Origin of the sequence: Streptomyces buecherae (assembly GCF_014295035.1) — a bacterium.
Taxonomy (GTDB): domain Bacteria; phylum Actinomycetota; class Actinomycetes; order Streptomycetales; family Streptomycetaceae; genus Streptomyces; species Streptomyces youssoufiensis.
In genome coordinates this window covers 1,440,064-1,454,642 of record NZ_CP060404.1, presented here as the reverse complement: position 1 = coordinate 1,454,642, position 14,579 = coordinate 1,440,064, and the positions used below count along the sequence as shown (strand labels likewise).

Sequence of the window (14,579 nt, the reverse complement as noted above, 5' to 3'; positions counted from 1 at the left end):
CGATTATTGGGCGGCGGGCGGGCAGTTGTAGGCCGTTTCCTGCAATGGCATAAAGAGTCCCGCTTGATGGTGTGTGCAAGTAAATGCCCGAGATGGACGATGAGGCCATGTATCTGGTTCACGCGCACCTGACGGCGGCTCCCGGTGCGGCCGTGCCCGATGACGCCGCGGCCCTGATCGCGGGGTGCATGGGCGACGGCGAGGCCGTCGAGCACGTGGTGGTCCATCGGGTGGCCGACGGCAACGCGGTCGTGGGGGTGTTCCTGCTCGCACCGTCGCTACGGACCGCCGAAGGCGTGGCGGAGGCGGTGTGCCGGCGCGCGCTCGCCACGTACGAGCGGCTTGGCGGCCTCACCTTCGACGGGTGCCAGGTGCCGTTCGTGGCCGCCTACTACGAGCAGGCGGCGGACCTCGCGGCAACTGGCCAGCTTATGCCACGGCACGATCCGTCCACCGACGATCCCTTCCATCCATTCTGCTGATTCGCGACAGTCGTTTATCAGCAGGGAATTCGCTTCCCTCGCTTCCGGGTCCGACCAGGTGAGGTCGGGCCTTTCCAGGCGGAAAATCCGCGCGCAGCGAATGCGAACTCTCTACTCGATGGGGGATATCGTCATGTCGTTTTCCAGGGCCACCGTTGCCGTCTCGTGCGCCAGTTCCGTCCGCGGGGTCAGACGCCCCGCCCCCGGTGTGGCGATGTCCGCCCCCGGCGCAGCGAGTGGCAGCGCCACGGCGGGCCCGGCAGCACTGTGGCGGATCGGCTCCGACGAGGACCTGACCTGGGGCGGCTGACCTCCCCGACGAGTTCCCCGCGCCATGGCCGTATGCCTCCGCCGTGTGCCACCGCAGGGCGGCTCCGCCAGGGTGACCCGTCCGGGCGGCTGCGCGGGGAGTGACCTGCCGGGGCGATGCACCGGGGGAGGCAGGAGCCACTCCAAGCCGGCCCGTCCTCGCCTCGTCAACGCTACCCGTGCCGCGTCATCGCCCAGGTCAGCGGCCCGCCGCCGGGCAGCTCGACCTCCGCGCTGACGGCGAAGCCCAGCCGCTGGTAGAAGGCCACGTTCCGGGCCTCGGAGGTCTCCAGGTAGGCCGGCAGCCCCGCGCGCTCGGCCGCCTCGATGCCGGGCGCGAGTACGGCGCGGCCGAGCCCGCGGCCCTGGTGTGCGGGATCGACGCCCACCGAACCCAGGAACCACGCCGGCCCCTGCGGGCGGTGTGGCTCCAACGCCGCCTCGGCCTGCTCGAACGCCTGTGCCCGGTCGCCCGCCAGCTCCGCGAAGCGCGGCGCCAACTCGGCGAACACGGCATCGGCGCCCTCCGTCTCCGGCGTGGTCCACACGGCCACCGCCGCCCCCTCGTCGCCGACCCAGACCCGGCCGTGCGCGAGGCCGATCCGGTCGACGAACAACTCCTGGAACTCCGCGATGCGGCGCAGGTGGTCGTCTGCGGCCACCGTGTGCCGGGTGAAGGGGTAGTCGGCGAAGGCCCGGGTCAGCGTCGCGGTCGCGCGCGGCACGTCGGCGCGGGTGGCGAGGCGTACGGCGGTCGCGGGGGAGGTCATGGCGGGCGCCCTGCGCTTTCCGCTCCGAGGGAGCACGCGCGTCCGCCGGAGCACTCGAAGATCGTTTGACGTATCCGGCGCACTGTACGTCCCCCGCCCGGGCCGGGGCCCGCGAATTACGGGCGCGGGCGCCCTGGGTCGCGGCCCGGGGCTCCCGCCCGCGTCCGGCCGGCGCCGGCGCCGGCGCCGGCCGGACGCGGGCGGGTGGCTACGCCTCAGCCGGAGCCGCCAGAGCCCCCCGAGCCGCCGGAACCGCCCGAGCCACCTGCGCCGCCGGAGCCGCTGGAGGAGTCCGAGTCCTCGCGGTCAGCGGCGCGCTCGGCGGCCCGGCGCAACCGGTGGTGCCGGGTGGGGGTCTGCTCGGTCAGCGCCTCGCCGATCATCGCGCGCATCGCGTCCCGCAGCCCGTGCATCGCGTGGTGCCGCTTCGGCCCGGCCCCCGGGTCCGTCCGCAGCTCGCGCAGCAGCGACCAGCACAGCGCCAGCATCACCAGCACGAAGGGCAGCGCCACCAGGATCGTGGCCGTCTTCAACGCGTCCAGGCCGCCGGCGACCAGCAGCACCGCGGCCACCGCCGCCATCAGGATGCCCCAGGCGACGACCAGCCAGGTGCGCGGGTGCAGCGACCCACGGCTGGTCAGCGAGCCCATGACCAGCGAGGCGGAGTCGGCGCTGGTGATGAAGTACGTCATGACCAGGGCCATGGCCAGCCAGGCGGTCGCGGTACCCAGCGGCAGCGCGTCCAACATGCCGAACAGCGAGGCCTCCGCCCCGTCCTTGACCTTCTCGGTGAGGTCGGCGGTGCCGCTGGAGTCCAGCCGGATGGCGCTCCCGCCCATCACGCAGAACCAGATCATCGTCGCGCCACTGGGCACCAGCAGCACCCCGACCAGGAACTCCCGGATGGTGCGGCCCTGCGAGATGCGGGCGATGAAGGTGCCCACGAACGGCGCCCAGGACAGCCACCAGGCCCAGTAGAAGATCGTCCAGGTGCCGAGCCAGCTCCGGTCGGTGAAGGCGCCGGTGTGCGAGGCCATCGGCAGCAGGTCGTTGAGGTAGCCACCGATGCTCGCCGGCACGCTGTCCAGTACGTACACCGTCGGGCCGACGAGGAAGACGAACACCATCAGCAGCGCCGCGAGCACGATGTTGAGCGTGCTCAGCCACTTGACGCCCTTGTGCAGGCCGGAGAAGGCGGAGAGCACGAAGGCCGCCGACAGGGCACAGATGATCACGAGCTGCACCGTCTTGGTGTTGTCCACGCCTGCGGTGAGGTCGAGCCCCTCGGCGACCTGGAGGGCGCCGAGGCCCAGGCTGGTCGCGGTGCCGAAGACGGTCGCGAAGACGGCGAGCAGGTCGATCATCCGGCCCGGCCAGCCGTTGGCCCGCCGCTCGCCGATGAGCGGGACGAACACGGAGCTGAGCCGGTTGCCGCGGCCCTTGCGGAAGACGACGTAGGCGAGGGCGAGCCCGGCCATGCCGTAGATCGCCCAGGGCATGAAGGTCCAGTGGAAGAACGAGTACTCCATCGCCGTGCGGGCCGCCTCGCCCGTGCCCGGCTTCACGCCGCTGGACGGCGGCGGGTCGGTGTAGTGCAGCAGGGGCTCGCCGACGCCGTAGAACATCAGGCCGATGCCCATCCCGGCGCTGAACATCATGGCGATCCAGGCCAGGTTGCCGAACTCCGGCTCGTCCTCGTCCCGGCCCAGCTTGATCCGGCCGTACCGACTCACCGCGATGTACAGGCACAGCGCCAGGAACACGTCGGCGGCCACCACGAAGAGCCAGCCGAAGTTGGTGAGCACCCAGTTCAGAGCGGAGTCCGAGATGTCGGCGAAGTTGTCCTTGGCGAGCGCGGCCCAGCCGACGGCGGCCAGCACGGCCACCACCCCGATGGTGACGACCGCCCGGTCGGGCGGCGGGTCATGCACGTCGGCCGGGGCCTCGTCCGGGTCGGGCGGCAGATCGGTGGACTGGGTAGGCGGGGTACTCATGGCGCACCACTATGGTGCGATAAAGCAGGAGATGCTCCCGTGGCGCGCCGTTTGGGCACGACTACGACCGTGGGCAGCGTCGACCTCGCGGGTAGGGTCACCGCGGCGCCACCGCCCGTGCGCGAGCACGGCCGGAACCAGCCGGAACCAGGGAGACACACGGTGACGTACGCCGCGACGACCGACACCCGACCGACACCGCACGGCCTCCGACCTCCCGTGCCACCACCGACGGTCCCAGCGGTGCCCACTCCACCACACCCCCCGCCCACGGCGTCCGGCCCGCTACGCGATGAGGCGCGACCGGCGCCGCCCGGCCCCGCCGCACCGGCCCGGGACCCCCGCGCCACCGGCCGGCCGGATGCGGGCCGGCCGGACACGGGCCAGTCGGGCACGGCCGGCGAGCCGGCCCTGCCCGCCGACGACACCCGGCCCGCCGCCGAGCGCGAGGCCGCGCCCCGCGCGCGACGCGTGAGCGGAGGCGACGACCGAGGTGGCGACGGGGGCGGGGACAGCGGCGACGGGGACGGCGCGGCGCGGGTGCTGATCGCCGCGGACAAGTTCAAGGGCTCGCTGACGGCCGTGCGGGTCGCCGAGCACCTCACGGCCGGGCTGCGCGCGGCGGCGCCGGGCGTGCGCGTCGCGGCGGTGCCGGTCGCCGACGGCGGCGACGGCACGGTGGAGGCCGCCGTCGCGGCCGGTTTCGAGCGCCGCGCGGCCCGGGTCACCGGGCCGCTGGGCACCCCGGTGGACGCCTCGTACGCGCTGCGCGGCACGAGCGCCGTTGTCGAGATGGCCGAGGCGTCCGGGCTGCGGCACCTGCCCGCGGGGACCTTCGCGCCGCTGACCGCCACCACGTACGGCACGGGGGAACTGCTGCGCGCCGCGCTGGACGCGGGCGCCCGCGACATCGTCCTCGGCGTCGGCGGCAGCGCCACCACCGACGGCGGCGCCGGCATGCTCACGGCGCTCGGGGCGCGCCTGCGCGACGCGCGGGGCCGCCCGGTCGGCCCCGGCGGCGGGGCGCTGCGCGACCTCGCCACGGCCGACCTGTCGGGGCTCGACGCCCGCCTGGCGGCAACGGCCGTCACCCTCGCCAGCGACGTCGACAACCCGCTCACCGGCCCGCAGGGCGCCGCCGCGGTCTACGGGCCACAGAAGGGCGCCAGCGCCGCGGACGTGGCGGCCCTGGAGGCGGCCCTGACGCGCTACGCACAGGTACTGGAGGACGCGGTGGGCCCGCGCGCCGCCGCGCACGTCCACGCGCCGGGAGCCGGCGCGGCGGGCGGCGTCGGTTACGGGGCGCTGGTCGGACTCGGCGCGGACTTCCGGCCCGGCATCGAGGTGCTGCTCGACGTGCTCGGCTTCGCCGCGGAGCTGGCCCGCGCCGACCTGGTGATCACCGGCGAGGGCTCGCTCGATGCGCAGACCCTGCGCGGCAAGGCCCCGGCCGGGGTGGCCGCGGCGGCCCGGGAGCGCGGCGTGCCGGTGGTCGCGGTGTGCGGGCGGCTCGCGCTGGACGCCGACGCCCTGCGGGAGGCGGGCCTGAGCCGGGCGTACGCACTGACCGCGCTCGAACCCGACCCGGCGCGCTGCATGGCCGAGGCCGGCCCGCTCCTGGAGCGCCTCGCCGCCCGCGTCGCGGCCGACTTCCTGACCTGACCGCCGGCGCCCGCCCGTCCCGGCAACCCCCGAGGCCCGGGCACGACGAAGGGCCCGAGCGAGATGCTCGGGCCCTTCGTCACGTAGGACGTGAGGGGGGCGTGCCCGCTACGGCAACTGGGTCGCCCGCGCCTCGCGCCGGTTGTCCCGGAACGTGTTGACCCGGCGGGCCGTCGCGAACAGCGGGATCACCGCGCCCAGCACCACCTGGAGCGCGCAGCCGGTCTGGAGCAGCAGCTCGCCACCGGGGGCCTCGAAGGCCCAGGCAGCCAGCAGGCCCATGCTCAGCACGATCCACCCCAGCATCGCCAGCGCGAGCAGCCCGCGCGGCTTGGGGTACTCCACGCGGCTCACCATCAGCCAGGCGACGCCCACGATGGCCAGCAAGGTCGGGAAGAACGGCAGCTCGAGCAGGACCACGGAGATCACGGTCAGCGCCCCGAAGGGGCTTGGCATGCCCTGGAAGACGCCGTCGCGCAGGGTCACACAGGAGAACCTGGCGAGCCTGAGCACGACGGCGAGCAGGACCACGATGGCGGCCACCGCCGATACCCGCTGATAGGCGTCGTCGGCGACCATGCCCCACACCACGACGAAGTACGCCGGGGCGAGGCCGAAGCTGATCAGGTCGGAGAGGTTGTCCAGCTCCGCGCCCATCGCCGAGCTGCGCAGCTTGCGCGCCACGAGCCCGTCGAAGAGGTCGAAGACCGAGGCGAGCAGCATCAGCATCACCGCGGTGGCGGCGCTGTGCCGGGCCATCCCGCCGTCCTCGTTGCCCGTCAGGTGCGGGATGAGGACGCCGGTGGTGGTGAAGTACACGGCCATGAAGCCGCAGGTGGCGTTGCCGAGCGTGAGGGTGTCCGCTATCGACAGCCGCGTTGACAGCGGCATGTCGTCCGTGTCGTCACCGCACTCGTCGGCTTCGGGAACCCAGGCGGACTGGGTCTCCGGATCAACTACGGTCAAGACGAGTCACCCCCGCAGTGGTGGTCTCGCCAACCTCGACCGCGGTCTCGACACCTTCCGGAAGGTAGATGTCGACCCGCGAGCCGAAGCGGATCAGGCCGATCCGCTCGCCCTGCTCGACCTTGGTGCCCTGCGGCACGTACGGCACGATGCGGCGGGCGACGGCGCCGGCGATCTGGACCATCTCGATGTCCCCGAGTTCGGTGTCGAAGTGCCAGACAACGCGCTCGTTGTTCTCGCTCTCCTTGTTGAACGCCGGGACGAACCCGCCGGGGATGTGCTCGACCGAGGTCACCGTGCCCGCCAGCGGGGCGCGGTTCACGTGGACGTTCAGCGGGCTCATGAAGATCGCGACTCGGGTCCGTCCGTCCTTCCACGGCATGATGCTCTGCACCACGCCGTCGGCGGGAGAGATGACCCGGCCCTGCGCGATCTCGCGCTCTGGGTCACGGAAGAACCACAGCATGCCCGCCGCGAGCGCGGTGGCGGGCACGGCGGCGGCAGCCCAGCGTCCCGAGCGACGGGAGCGAGCCAGGCTCACCGCCGCCGTGGCGACGGTCGGAAGGAGCCACGGCGACGCTCCGCGCGCGAGGCGTACGCGTGCGCGAGGTGCGGTGGAAGAGCTGTGGGGCATGGATGACCTTCGTAGCGGAGGGTGCCGCTTAGCGAAAAAGGGGACGGCGGCTTTTCGGGGATGGTATCGGTTGCGAGCGGCAACTGGGCAAGCGCCAGGGCTAGTCGGTGGCTGAAGACCAGTGACGGGCTGTGATGTAGTTCTCGAAAAAACCACCCCGAACCGGACAATTACCCCTGGAAGTGGTACTCCTCCAAGAGGCGTCGCCCGATGATCATTTTCTGGATCTCGGCGGTGCCCTCGCCGATGAGGAGCATGGGCGCCTCCCGGTAGAGGCGCTCGATCTCGTATTCCTTGGAGAAGCCGTAGCCGCCGTGGATGCGGAAGGCGTCCTCCACGACCTCTTTGCAGTACTCGGAGGCCAGGTACTTGGCCATGCCCGCTTCGAGGTCGTTCCGCTGTCCGGAGTCCTTTTTCCGGGCCGCATTGACCATCATCGCATGGGCGGCCTCGACCTTGGTCCCCATTTCCGCCAGTTTGAACTGGATGGCCTGGTGCCGGGCGATCGGCTTGCCGAACGCGTGCCGCTGCTGGGCATAGGAAACGCCCAGCTCAAAGGCGCGCTGCGCGACCCCGCAGCCGCGCGCCGCGACGTTCACGCGGCCGACCTCGACGCCGTCCATCATCTGGTAGAAGCCGCGCCCCGTGGCCCCGCCGAGCACGCGATCGGCCGGGACGCGCAGCCCGTCCATGATCAGCTCAGTGGTGTCGACGCCCTTGTAGCCCATCTTGTCGATCTTGCCGGGGATGGTCAGGCCCGGGCGCACCTCGCCGAAGCCCGGCTCCTTCTCGACCAGGAACGTGGTCATCGAGCGGTGCGGCTTGGCGGCGGCCTCCTCCGGGGAGAGCCCCTCGTCGGTCCGGCACAGCACCGCGACCAACGAGGAGGTGCCGCCGTTGGTGAGCCACATCTTCTGTCCGGTGAGCAGGAAGTCGTCGCCGTCGCGCACGCCCTTGGATGTGATGGATGACACATCCGAACCGAGCGCCGGCTCCGACATCGAGAACGCGCCACGGATCTCGCCCGCGGCCATCTTCGGCAGAAAGTAGTCCTTCTGCTCCTGGGTGCCGTGCTGCTTGAGCATGTACGCCACGATGAAGTGCGTGTTGATGATCCCCGAGACGCTCATCCAGCCTCGGGCGATCTCCTCCACGCACAGCGCGTAGGTCAGCAGCGACTCGCCGAGCCCCCCGTACTCCTCGGGAATCATCAGCCCGAAGACGCCGAGTTCCTTCAACCCCTCGACGATCTGGCTCGGATACTCGTCGCGGTGCTCCAACTCGGTGGCGACCGGCAGGATCTCCTTGTCGACGAAGTCCCGCACGGTGGTGAGTATGTCGCGCTGGATCTCGTTGAGGCCCTCGGTCTGGGCGAGACGGCTCATGTCACTGCTCCTGGTCGGCGGGGGTCGGCGCGGGCGCGGCGGGCCGGGCGGGCTCGCGGAGTTCGGGGCGGCCGGGCTGTTCACCGCCGCGCTCCTTCACGTACGTCGCGTTCGGCACCATCACCTTGCGCCGGAAGACGCAGACGAGCGTGCCGTCCTGCTTGTAGCCCCTGGTCTCCACGTGCACGATGCCGCGGTCGGTCTTGGACCGGGACGGCGTCTTGTCCAGCACCGTCGTCTCGCCGTAGATCGTGTCGCCGTGGAAGGTCGGCGCCACGTGCCGCAGCGACTCGATCTCCAGGTTGGCGATCGCCTTGCCCGAGACGTCGGGGACGGACATGCCGAGCAGCAGCGAGTAGACGTAGTTGCCGACGACGACGTTCCTGCCGAAGTCGGTCGTGTGCTCCGCGTAGTTCGCGTCCAGGTGCAGCGGGTGGTGGTTCATGGTGAGCAGACAGAAGAGGTGGTCGTCGTACTCGGTGACCGTCTTGCCGGGCCAGTGCTTGTACACGTCGCCGACCGTGAACTCCTCGTAGGTGCGGCCGAACTGCATGGTGCTCATCCCTCCGGGGTGGCGCCCCCGGGTCGGTGCGGGCCCGGGGGCGGGGCGTGGTGTGCCGCGGCGCGGGCCGGCCCCGCGCGGGGCCGGGCGTCAGGCGGGGCCGGGCGTCAGGCGGCGGGCGGCTCGAACTTGCTGGTGCGGGTCATCCCCGCGGCCCGGCCCTTGCCCGAGATCACCAGCGCCATCTTGCGGCTGGCCTCGTCGATCATCTCGTCGCCGAGCATCGCCGACCCCTTCCTGCCGCCCGCCTCCGAGGTGCACCACTCGTACGCGTCGAGGATCAGCTCGGCGTGGTCGTAGTCCTCCTGCGAGGGCGAGAACACCTCGTTGGCGGCCTCGACCTGACCCGGGTGCAGCACCCACTTGCCGTCGAACCCGAGCGCGGCGGCGCGCCCGGCCACCTCGCGGTACCCGTCCACGTTCCTGATCTGGAGGTACGGGCCGTCGATGGCCTGGAGGTCGTTCGCGCGGGCGGCCATCAGGATGCGCATCAGGATGTAGTGGTACGCGTCGGCCGGGTAGCCCGGCGGCTGCTCGCCGACCACCAGGGACTTCATGTTGATGGAGGCCATGAAGTCGGCCGGGCCGAAGATGATGGTCTCAAGGCGCGGCGAGGCGGCGGCGATCTCGTCCACGTTGACCAGGCCCCTGGCGTTCTCGATCTGCGCCTCGATGCCGATCCGGCCCACCTCGAAGCCCATCGTCTTCTCGATCTGGGTGAGCAGCAGGTCCAGGGCGATCACCTGCTGGGCGTCCTGCACCTTGGGCAGCATGACGCAGTCCAGGTTGGGACCCGCGCCCTCGACGACGGTGATGACGTCCCGGTAGGTCCAGTGCGTGGTCCAGTCGTTGACCCGCACCACCCTCGTCTTGCCGGTCCAGTCGCCGTTGTTCAGCGCGTCCACGATGGTGTGCCGCGCGCCCTCCTTGGCCAGCGGCGCGCACGCGTCCTCCAGGTCCAGGAACACCTGGTCGGCGGCGAGCCCCTGGGCCTTCTCCAGGAACCGCGGGTTGCTGCCGGGCACGGCGAGGCAGGAGCGGCGCGGGCGCAGCCGGTCCACGGACGGCGCGGCGGCGGACGGGTGGGCACTCATGCGGTGGCCTCCAGGGGGTCGAGCTGGTTCGCTGTACGGATCTCATCGACGATACGGCCGATGATCTCGGTGATGCCGAAGTCCTTCGGGGTGAAGACGGCCGCGACGCCGGCGGCGCGCAGCGCGGTGGCGTCCGCGGACGGGATGATCCCGCCGACGATCACCGGAATGGGGGCCTCGGCCGGACCGTCGGCCCCGGCGGCGCTCGCCACGCCGGCCTCGCGCAGCCGGGCGAGCACGTCCGGGACCAGTTCGGCGTGCGAGCCGGAGAGGATCGACAGGCCGACGCAGTGCACGTCCTCGGCGACGGCCGCCGCCACGATCTGCTCGGGCGTGAGCCGGATGCCCTGGTAGACCACCTCGAACCCGGCGTCCCTGGCCCGCACCGCGATCTGCTCCGCGCCGTTGCTGTGCCCGTCGAGCCCAGGCTTGCCGACCAGCAGCCGCAGCTTGCCCACCCCGAGGTCGGCCGCCGTCTTGGCGACCTTGTCGCGTACGGCGCCGAGCGCGCTGCCCGGCTCGGCCGCCACCGCCAACGGGGCGCCGCTGACCCCGGTCGGTGCGCGGTACTCGCCGAACACGTCCCGCAGCGCCCACGCCCACTCGCCGGTGGTCACCCCCGCCCGGACGCACTCCAGCGTCGCCGGCATCAGGTTGGCGGTGCCGGCCGCCGCCGCCTTGAGCGCGGACAGCGCCTCCTGGGCGCGCGGCTCGTCGCGCTCGTCGCGCCAGCGGTGCAGCGCGGCGACCACCCTGGCCTCGTTGGCCGGGTCCACCGTCATGATCGCGGTGTCCAGGTCGGCGGTGAGCGGGTTCGGCTCGGTGCTCTCGTAGCAGTTGACGCCGACGATCCGCTCCTCACCCGCCTCGATCCGGGCCCGCCGCTCCGCGTGCGAGGCCACGAGCTGCGACTTGAGGTAGCCGGACTCGACGGCGGCCATCGCGCCGCCCATCTCCTGGATGCGGTCGATCTCGGCCAGCGAGGCGGCGGTCAGCTCCGCCACCTTGGCCTCGATGACGTGCGACCCGTCGAAGATGTCCGGGTACTCCAGCAGGTCGCTCTCGTGCGCGAGCACCTGCTGGATGCGCAGCGACCACTGCTGGTCCCAGGGCCTGGGCAGGCCGAGCGCCTCGTTCCAGGCCGGGAGCTGCACCGCGCGGGCGCGGGCGTCCTTGGAGAGGGTGACGGCCAGCATCTCCAGGACGATCCGCTGGACATTGTTCTCCGGCTGCGCCTCGGTCAGGCCCAGCGAGTTGACCTGCACGCCGTACCGGAAGCGGCGCTGCTTGGGGTTGTCCACGCCGTACCGCTCGCGCGTGATCTGGTCCCAGATGCGGCCGAAGGCGCGCATCTTGCACATCTCCTCGACGAAGCGCACGCCCGCATTCACGAAGAACGAGATGCGCGCCACCACGTCGCCGAACCGCTCCGCCGGCACCTGCCCGGAGTCGCGTACGGCGTCGAGCACGGCGATGGCCGTACTCATGGCGTACGCGATCTCCTGTACGGGCGTGGCCCCGGCCTCCTGGAGGTGGTAGCTGCAGATGTTGATCGGGTTCCACTTGGGGATGTGGTTCACCGAGTAGGTGATCAGGTCGGTGGTCAGGCGCAGGCTCGGGCCCGGCGGGAAGACGTGCGTGCCACGGGAGAGGTACTCCTTGACGATGTCGTTCTGCGTGGTGCCGGAGAGCCTGTCGATGGCCTCCGGGCCGAGCCCCTGCTCCTCGGCCACCACCTGGTACATGGCCAGCAGCCACATCGCGGTGGCGTTGATGGTCATGGAGGTGTTCATCTGCTCCAGCGGGATGTCCTGGAACAGCCGCCGCATGTCCCCCAGATGGGAGACGGGCACCCCGACCCGGCCGACCTCGCCGCGGGCCAGGACGTGGTCGGGGTCGTAACCGGTCTGCGTCGGCAGGTCGAACGCGACCGACAGGCCGGTCTGGCCCTTGGCGAGATTGCGCCGGTACAGGGCGTTGGACGCCTCGGCGGTGGAGTGTCCGGCGTACGTCCGCATCAGCCACGGACGGTCCTTGTGACGCTCAGTCATGTGAGTGGTACCTCAGTGTCCGTCCGTCCGTCCGTTCGCTTACGCGTCACGGAACCGGTTGATCGCGTCGATGTGCTGGGCGCGCAGTTCCTCGTTGCGGACGCCGAGGCCCTCCTCGGGGGCGAGGGCGAGGACGCCGACCTTGCCCTGGTGGAGGTTGCGGTGCACGTCGTAGGCGGCCTGGCCGGTCTCGTCCAGGCGGTAGGTCTTGGACAGCGTGGGGTGGATCTTGCCCTTGGCGATCAGCCGGTTCGCCTCCCACGCCTCGCGGTAGTTGGCGAAGTGCGAGCCGACGATCTTCTTCAGTGACATCCACAGGTACCGGTTGTCGTACTCGTGCGTGTAGCCGGACGTCGAGGCGCAGGTGACGATGGTGCCGCCCTTGCGGGTGACGTAGACGGAGGCGCCGAACGTCTCGCGCCCCGGGTGCTCGAAGACGATGTCCACGTCCTCGCCGTCGGTCAGCTCGCGGATGCGCTTGCCGAACCGCTTCCACTCGCGCGGGTCCTGGGCGTGCTCGTCCTTCCAGAACCGGTAGCCCTCCGCGTTCCGGTCGATGATCGCCTCGGCGCCCATCGCACGGCAGATGTCGGCCTTCTGGTCGCTGGAGACCACGCAGATCGGGTTGGCGCCACCGGCGAGCGCGAACTGCGTGGCGTACGAGCCGAGGCCGCCGCTGGCGCCCCAGATCAGCACGTTGTCGCCCTGCTTCATGCCGGCCCCGTTGCGGGAGACCAACTGCCGGTAGGCGGTGGAGTTCACCAGGCCCGGCGACGCGGCCTCCTCCCAACTGAGGTGGCCCGGCTTCGGCATGAGCTGGTTGGACTTGACCAGGGCGATCTCGGCCAGGCCGCCGAAGTTGGTCTCGAAGCCCCAGATCCGCTGCTCGGGGTCGAGCATCGTGTCGTCGTGGCCGTCGGCCGACTCCAGCTCGACCGACAGGCAGTGCGCGACCACCTCGTCGCCCGGCTGCCACGCGTTGACGCCGGGGCCGGTGCGCAGCACGACGCCCGCCAGGTCGGAGCCGATCACGTGGTACGGCAGGTCGTGTCGCTTGGCCAGCGGCGAGAGCTTGCCGTAGCGCTCCAGGAAGCTGAAGGTCGAGACGGGCTCGAAGATCGAGGTCCAGACGGAGTTGTAGTTCACCGAGCTGGCCATCACCGCGACCAGCGCCTCACCCGGGCCGAGTTCGGGCACCGGCACCTCGTCCACGTGCAGGGACTTGCGCGGGTCCTTCTCCCGGGTGGCGAGGCCGTCGAACATCTCGGCCTCGTCCTTGTGCACGGTCACCGCGCGGTACGAGGGGGGCAGCGGCAGGGCCGCGAAGTCCGCGGACGTGCTGTCCGGAGCGAGGATCGCGTCCAGGATTTCGTTCATCGTGGGCCTCCGGCGAAGCGTTTGGGGACGCTTGAGGGAACGCTGGGGTTCAGTGGGGATGCGTGCCGTCGGTTCGGCGGTGCTGACGCGTGGCGGTACGGGGCGCCGCTTCGCTCCGGCCCCGCTTGTGGCGGGGGCCGCGCGGCGATGCGGCGCGAGAGTGCCTGTGACGCAGGCGTCCGGGCGCGCAACGAAGGTGCGGGGACAGCCGACGCGCGACGAATGTCTACGCGCCGGCCGCCCGGACACTCACAACGTATGGCACCGCGTGCCACTCGACAAGACACTGGGTGCCAACAATTTCTCTCACTTGTCATCCACGGTGCACGCATGAGCAACAACGGCCGCCCCGGGTGGGGCGGCCGTCGCGCTGTGCCAGTGGGCGTGCTCGCTGCGTGTCCGTGGCGGAGTCCGTGAGGGGGTCCGCGCTGTGCGGGTGTGTTCAGTCCTGCTGGATGGCCTTCTCGATGGCGTGCAGCACATCGGCCAGCGGCGCGTCCGTACGCGTCACGGCCACCAGCACCTGACCGTCCGTCGAGGCCAGCGCGGTGGCCCGCTCGGTGCTGGGCCGGTAGGCGCCGAAGCCGGTGCCGAACGTCTTGCGCACGATCGCGAACGCGTGGTCGAGCTGCGCCTCCACGTCGCCCTTGCCCTCGGCGCGCAGCCAGCGCCTGAGCACGTGGTTGTGGGCGGTGACCACCGCGGACGCGGCCACCTCGGCCAGCAGCGGATCGTCGTTGCCGTCGCGGTGCGCCGTCTCGTCGAAGTGGCCGAGCAGGTAACGGGTGAACAGCCGCTCGTAGCGGGCGACCGAGGCGATCTCCGCCTCCCGCAGCGTCGGCACCTCGCGGGTCAGCCGGTATCGGGCCACGGACACCTCGGGGTCGGCCGCGTACATCCGCATGACCTCCTTGATGCCCCGGCAGACCGTGTCGAGCGGGTGCTCGTGCGCGGGGGCGGCCTCCAACACGGCCTCGGCGCGCACCAGGGTGTCGTCGTGGTCCGGGAAGATGGCCTCTTCCTTGGAGCGGAAGTGCCGGAAGAAGGTCCTGCGGGCGACGCCCGCCCGGGCGGCGATCTCGTCGACCGTCGTCGCCTCGTAGCCCTTGGCCGCGAAGAGGTCCATGGCGGCAGCCGCGAGCTTGCGACGCATGGTGAGTCGCTGGGCGGCGGCGCGCCGGCTGCTGGCGCTCTCGGCGCCCTCGGACGTCTTGCCTGCGGTGGACTGCTGGTGACGGGCGGACTTTACGGGCTGGGCCATGGGGGGAACGTACTGCATTTTTTCCGGGGGCA

General features: G+C 71.5%; 13 protein-coding genes. 3 read left to right on the top strand and 10 right to left on the bottom strand.

Annotated elements, in window-relative coordinates; genetic code table 11:
- Positions 1–83: 83 nt before the first annotated feature.
- Positions 84–482 (top strand): hypothetical protein, encoded by a 399-nt coding sequence (locus tag H7H31_RS05495; protein ID WP_187063662.1) that lies wholly within the window; start codon positions 84–86, stop codon positions 480–482.
- A gap of 133 nt (positions 483–615) precedes the next feature.
- On the top strand, positions 616–792 hold the full coding sequence (locus H7H31_RS05490; RefSeq protein ID WP_187117795.1) for a hypothetical protein: 177 nt from the start codon (positions 616–618) through the stop codon (positions 790–792).
- A 172-nt stretch (positions 793–964) separates the two neighbouring features.
- On the opposite strand, the gene H7H31_RS05485 is transcribed toward H7H31_RS05490, so the two are convergent.
- Positions 965–1,561: a GNAT family N-acetyltransferase gene (locus tag H7H31_RS05485; protein ID WP_187063661.1), complete on the bottom strand. Its 597-nt coding sequence runs from the start codon at positions 1,559–1,561 to the stop codon at positions 965–967.
- A 215-nt stretch (positions 1,562–1,776) separates the two neighbouring features.
- The gene (locus H7H31_RS05480; protein WP_187063660.1) at positions 1,777–3,555 is read right to left on the bottom strand and encodes a BCCT family transporter; all 1,779 of its coding nucleotides are present in this window, start codon (positions 3,553–3,555) and stop codon (positions 1,777–1,779) included.
- 540 nt (positions 3,556–4,095) lie between these two features.
- Here H7H31_RS05480 and H7H31_RS05475 point away from each other — a divergent pair.
- Positions 4,096–5,217, top strand: a complete 1,122-nt coding sequence (locus H7H31_RS05475) for a glycerate kinase (protein WP_187063668.1) — start codon at positions 4,096–4,098, stop codon at positions 5,215–5,217.
- 108 nt (positions 5,218–5,325) lie between these two features.
- Here the strand turns inward: H7H31_RS05475 and pssA are convergent, their stop codons facing one another.
- From pssA to H7H31_RS05435, 8 genes are all read right to left on the bottom strand, one after another.
- The gene (gene pssA, locus H7H31_RS05470; RefSeq protein ID WP_176164769.1) at positions 5,326–6,183 is read right to left on the bottom strand and encodes a CDP-diacylglycerol--serine O-phosphatidyltransferase; all 858 of its coding nucleotides are present in this window, start codon (positions 6,181–6,183) and stop codon (positions 5,326–5,328) included.
- A complete protein-coding gene (locus tag H7H31_RS05465; protein WP_176164770.1) occupies positions 6,170–6,817 on the bottom strand; it encodes a phosphatidylserine decarboxylase in 648 nt (215 codons plus the stop codon). The genes pssA and H7H31_RS05465 overlap by 14 nt, the downstream gene beginning before the upstream one ends.
- A gap of 170 nt (positions 6,818–6,987) precedes the next feature.
- The gene (locus H7H31_RS05460) at positions 6,988–8,202 is read right to left on the bottom strand and encodes an acyl-CoA dehydrogenase family protein (protein WP_187063659.1); all 1,215 of its coding nucleotides are present in this window, start codon (positions 8,200–8,202) and stop codon (positions 6,988–6,990) included.
- Position 8,203: 1 nt separating this feature from the next.
- On the bottom strand, positions 8,204–8,755 hold the full coding sequence (locus H7H31_RS05455; RefSeq protein ID WP_187063667.1) for a MaoC family dehydratase: 552 nt from the start codon (positions 8,753–8,755) through the stop codon (positions 8,204–8,206).
- A gap of 116 nt (positions 8,756–8,871) precedes the next feature.
- Positions 8,872–9,858, bottom strand: a complete 987-nt coding sequence (locus H7H31_RS05450; protein WP_187063658.1) for an HpcH/HpaI aldolase/citrate lyase family protein — start codon at positions 9,856–9,858, stop codon at positions 8,872–8,874.
- Positions 9,855–11,909: a protein meaA gene (locus H7H31_RS05445; RefSeq protein WP_187063657.1), complete on the bottom strand. Its 2,055-nt coding sequence runs from the start codon at positions 11,907–11,909 to the stop codon at positions 9,855–9,857. Before H7H31_RS05445 ends, H7H31_RS05450 begins: the two co-directional genes overlap by 4 nt.
- Positions 11,910–11,948: 39 nt before the next feature.
- The gene (gene ccrA / locus H7H31_RS05440; RefSeq protein WP_187063656.1) at positions 11,949–13,286 is read right to left on the bottom strand and encodes a crotonyl-CoA carboxylase/reductase; all 1,338 of its coding nucleotides are present in this window, start codon (positions 13,284–13,286) and stop codon (positions 11,949–11,951) included.
- A 442-nt stretch (positions 13,287–13,728) separates the two neighbouring features.
- Entirely contained in the window at positions 13,729–14,547 is an 819-nt protein-coding gene (locus H7H31_RS05435; RefSeq protein ID WP_372454639.1) for a TetR family transcriptional regulator, read from the bottom strand.
- Positions 14,548–14,579 lie beyond the last annotated feature (32 nt).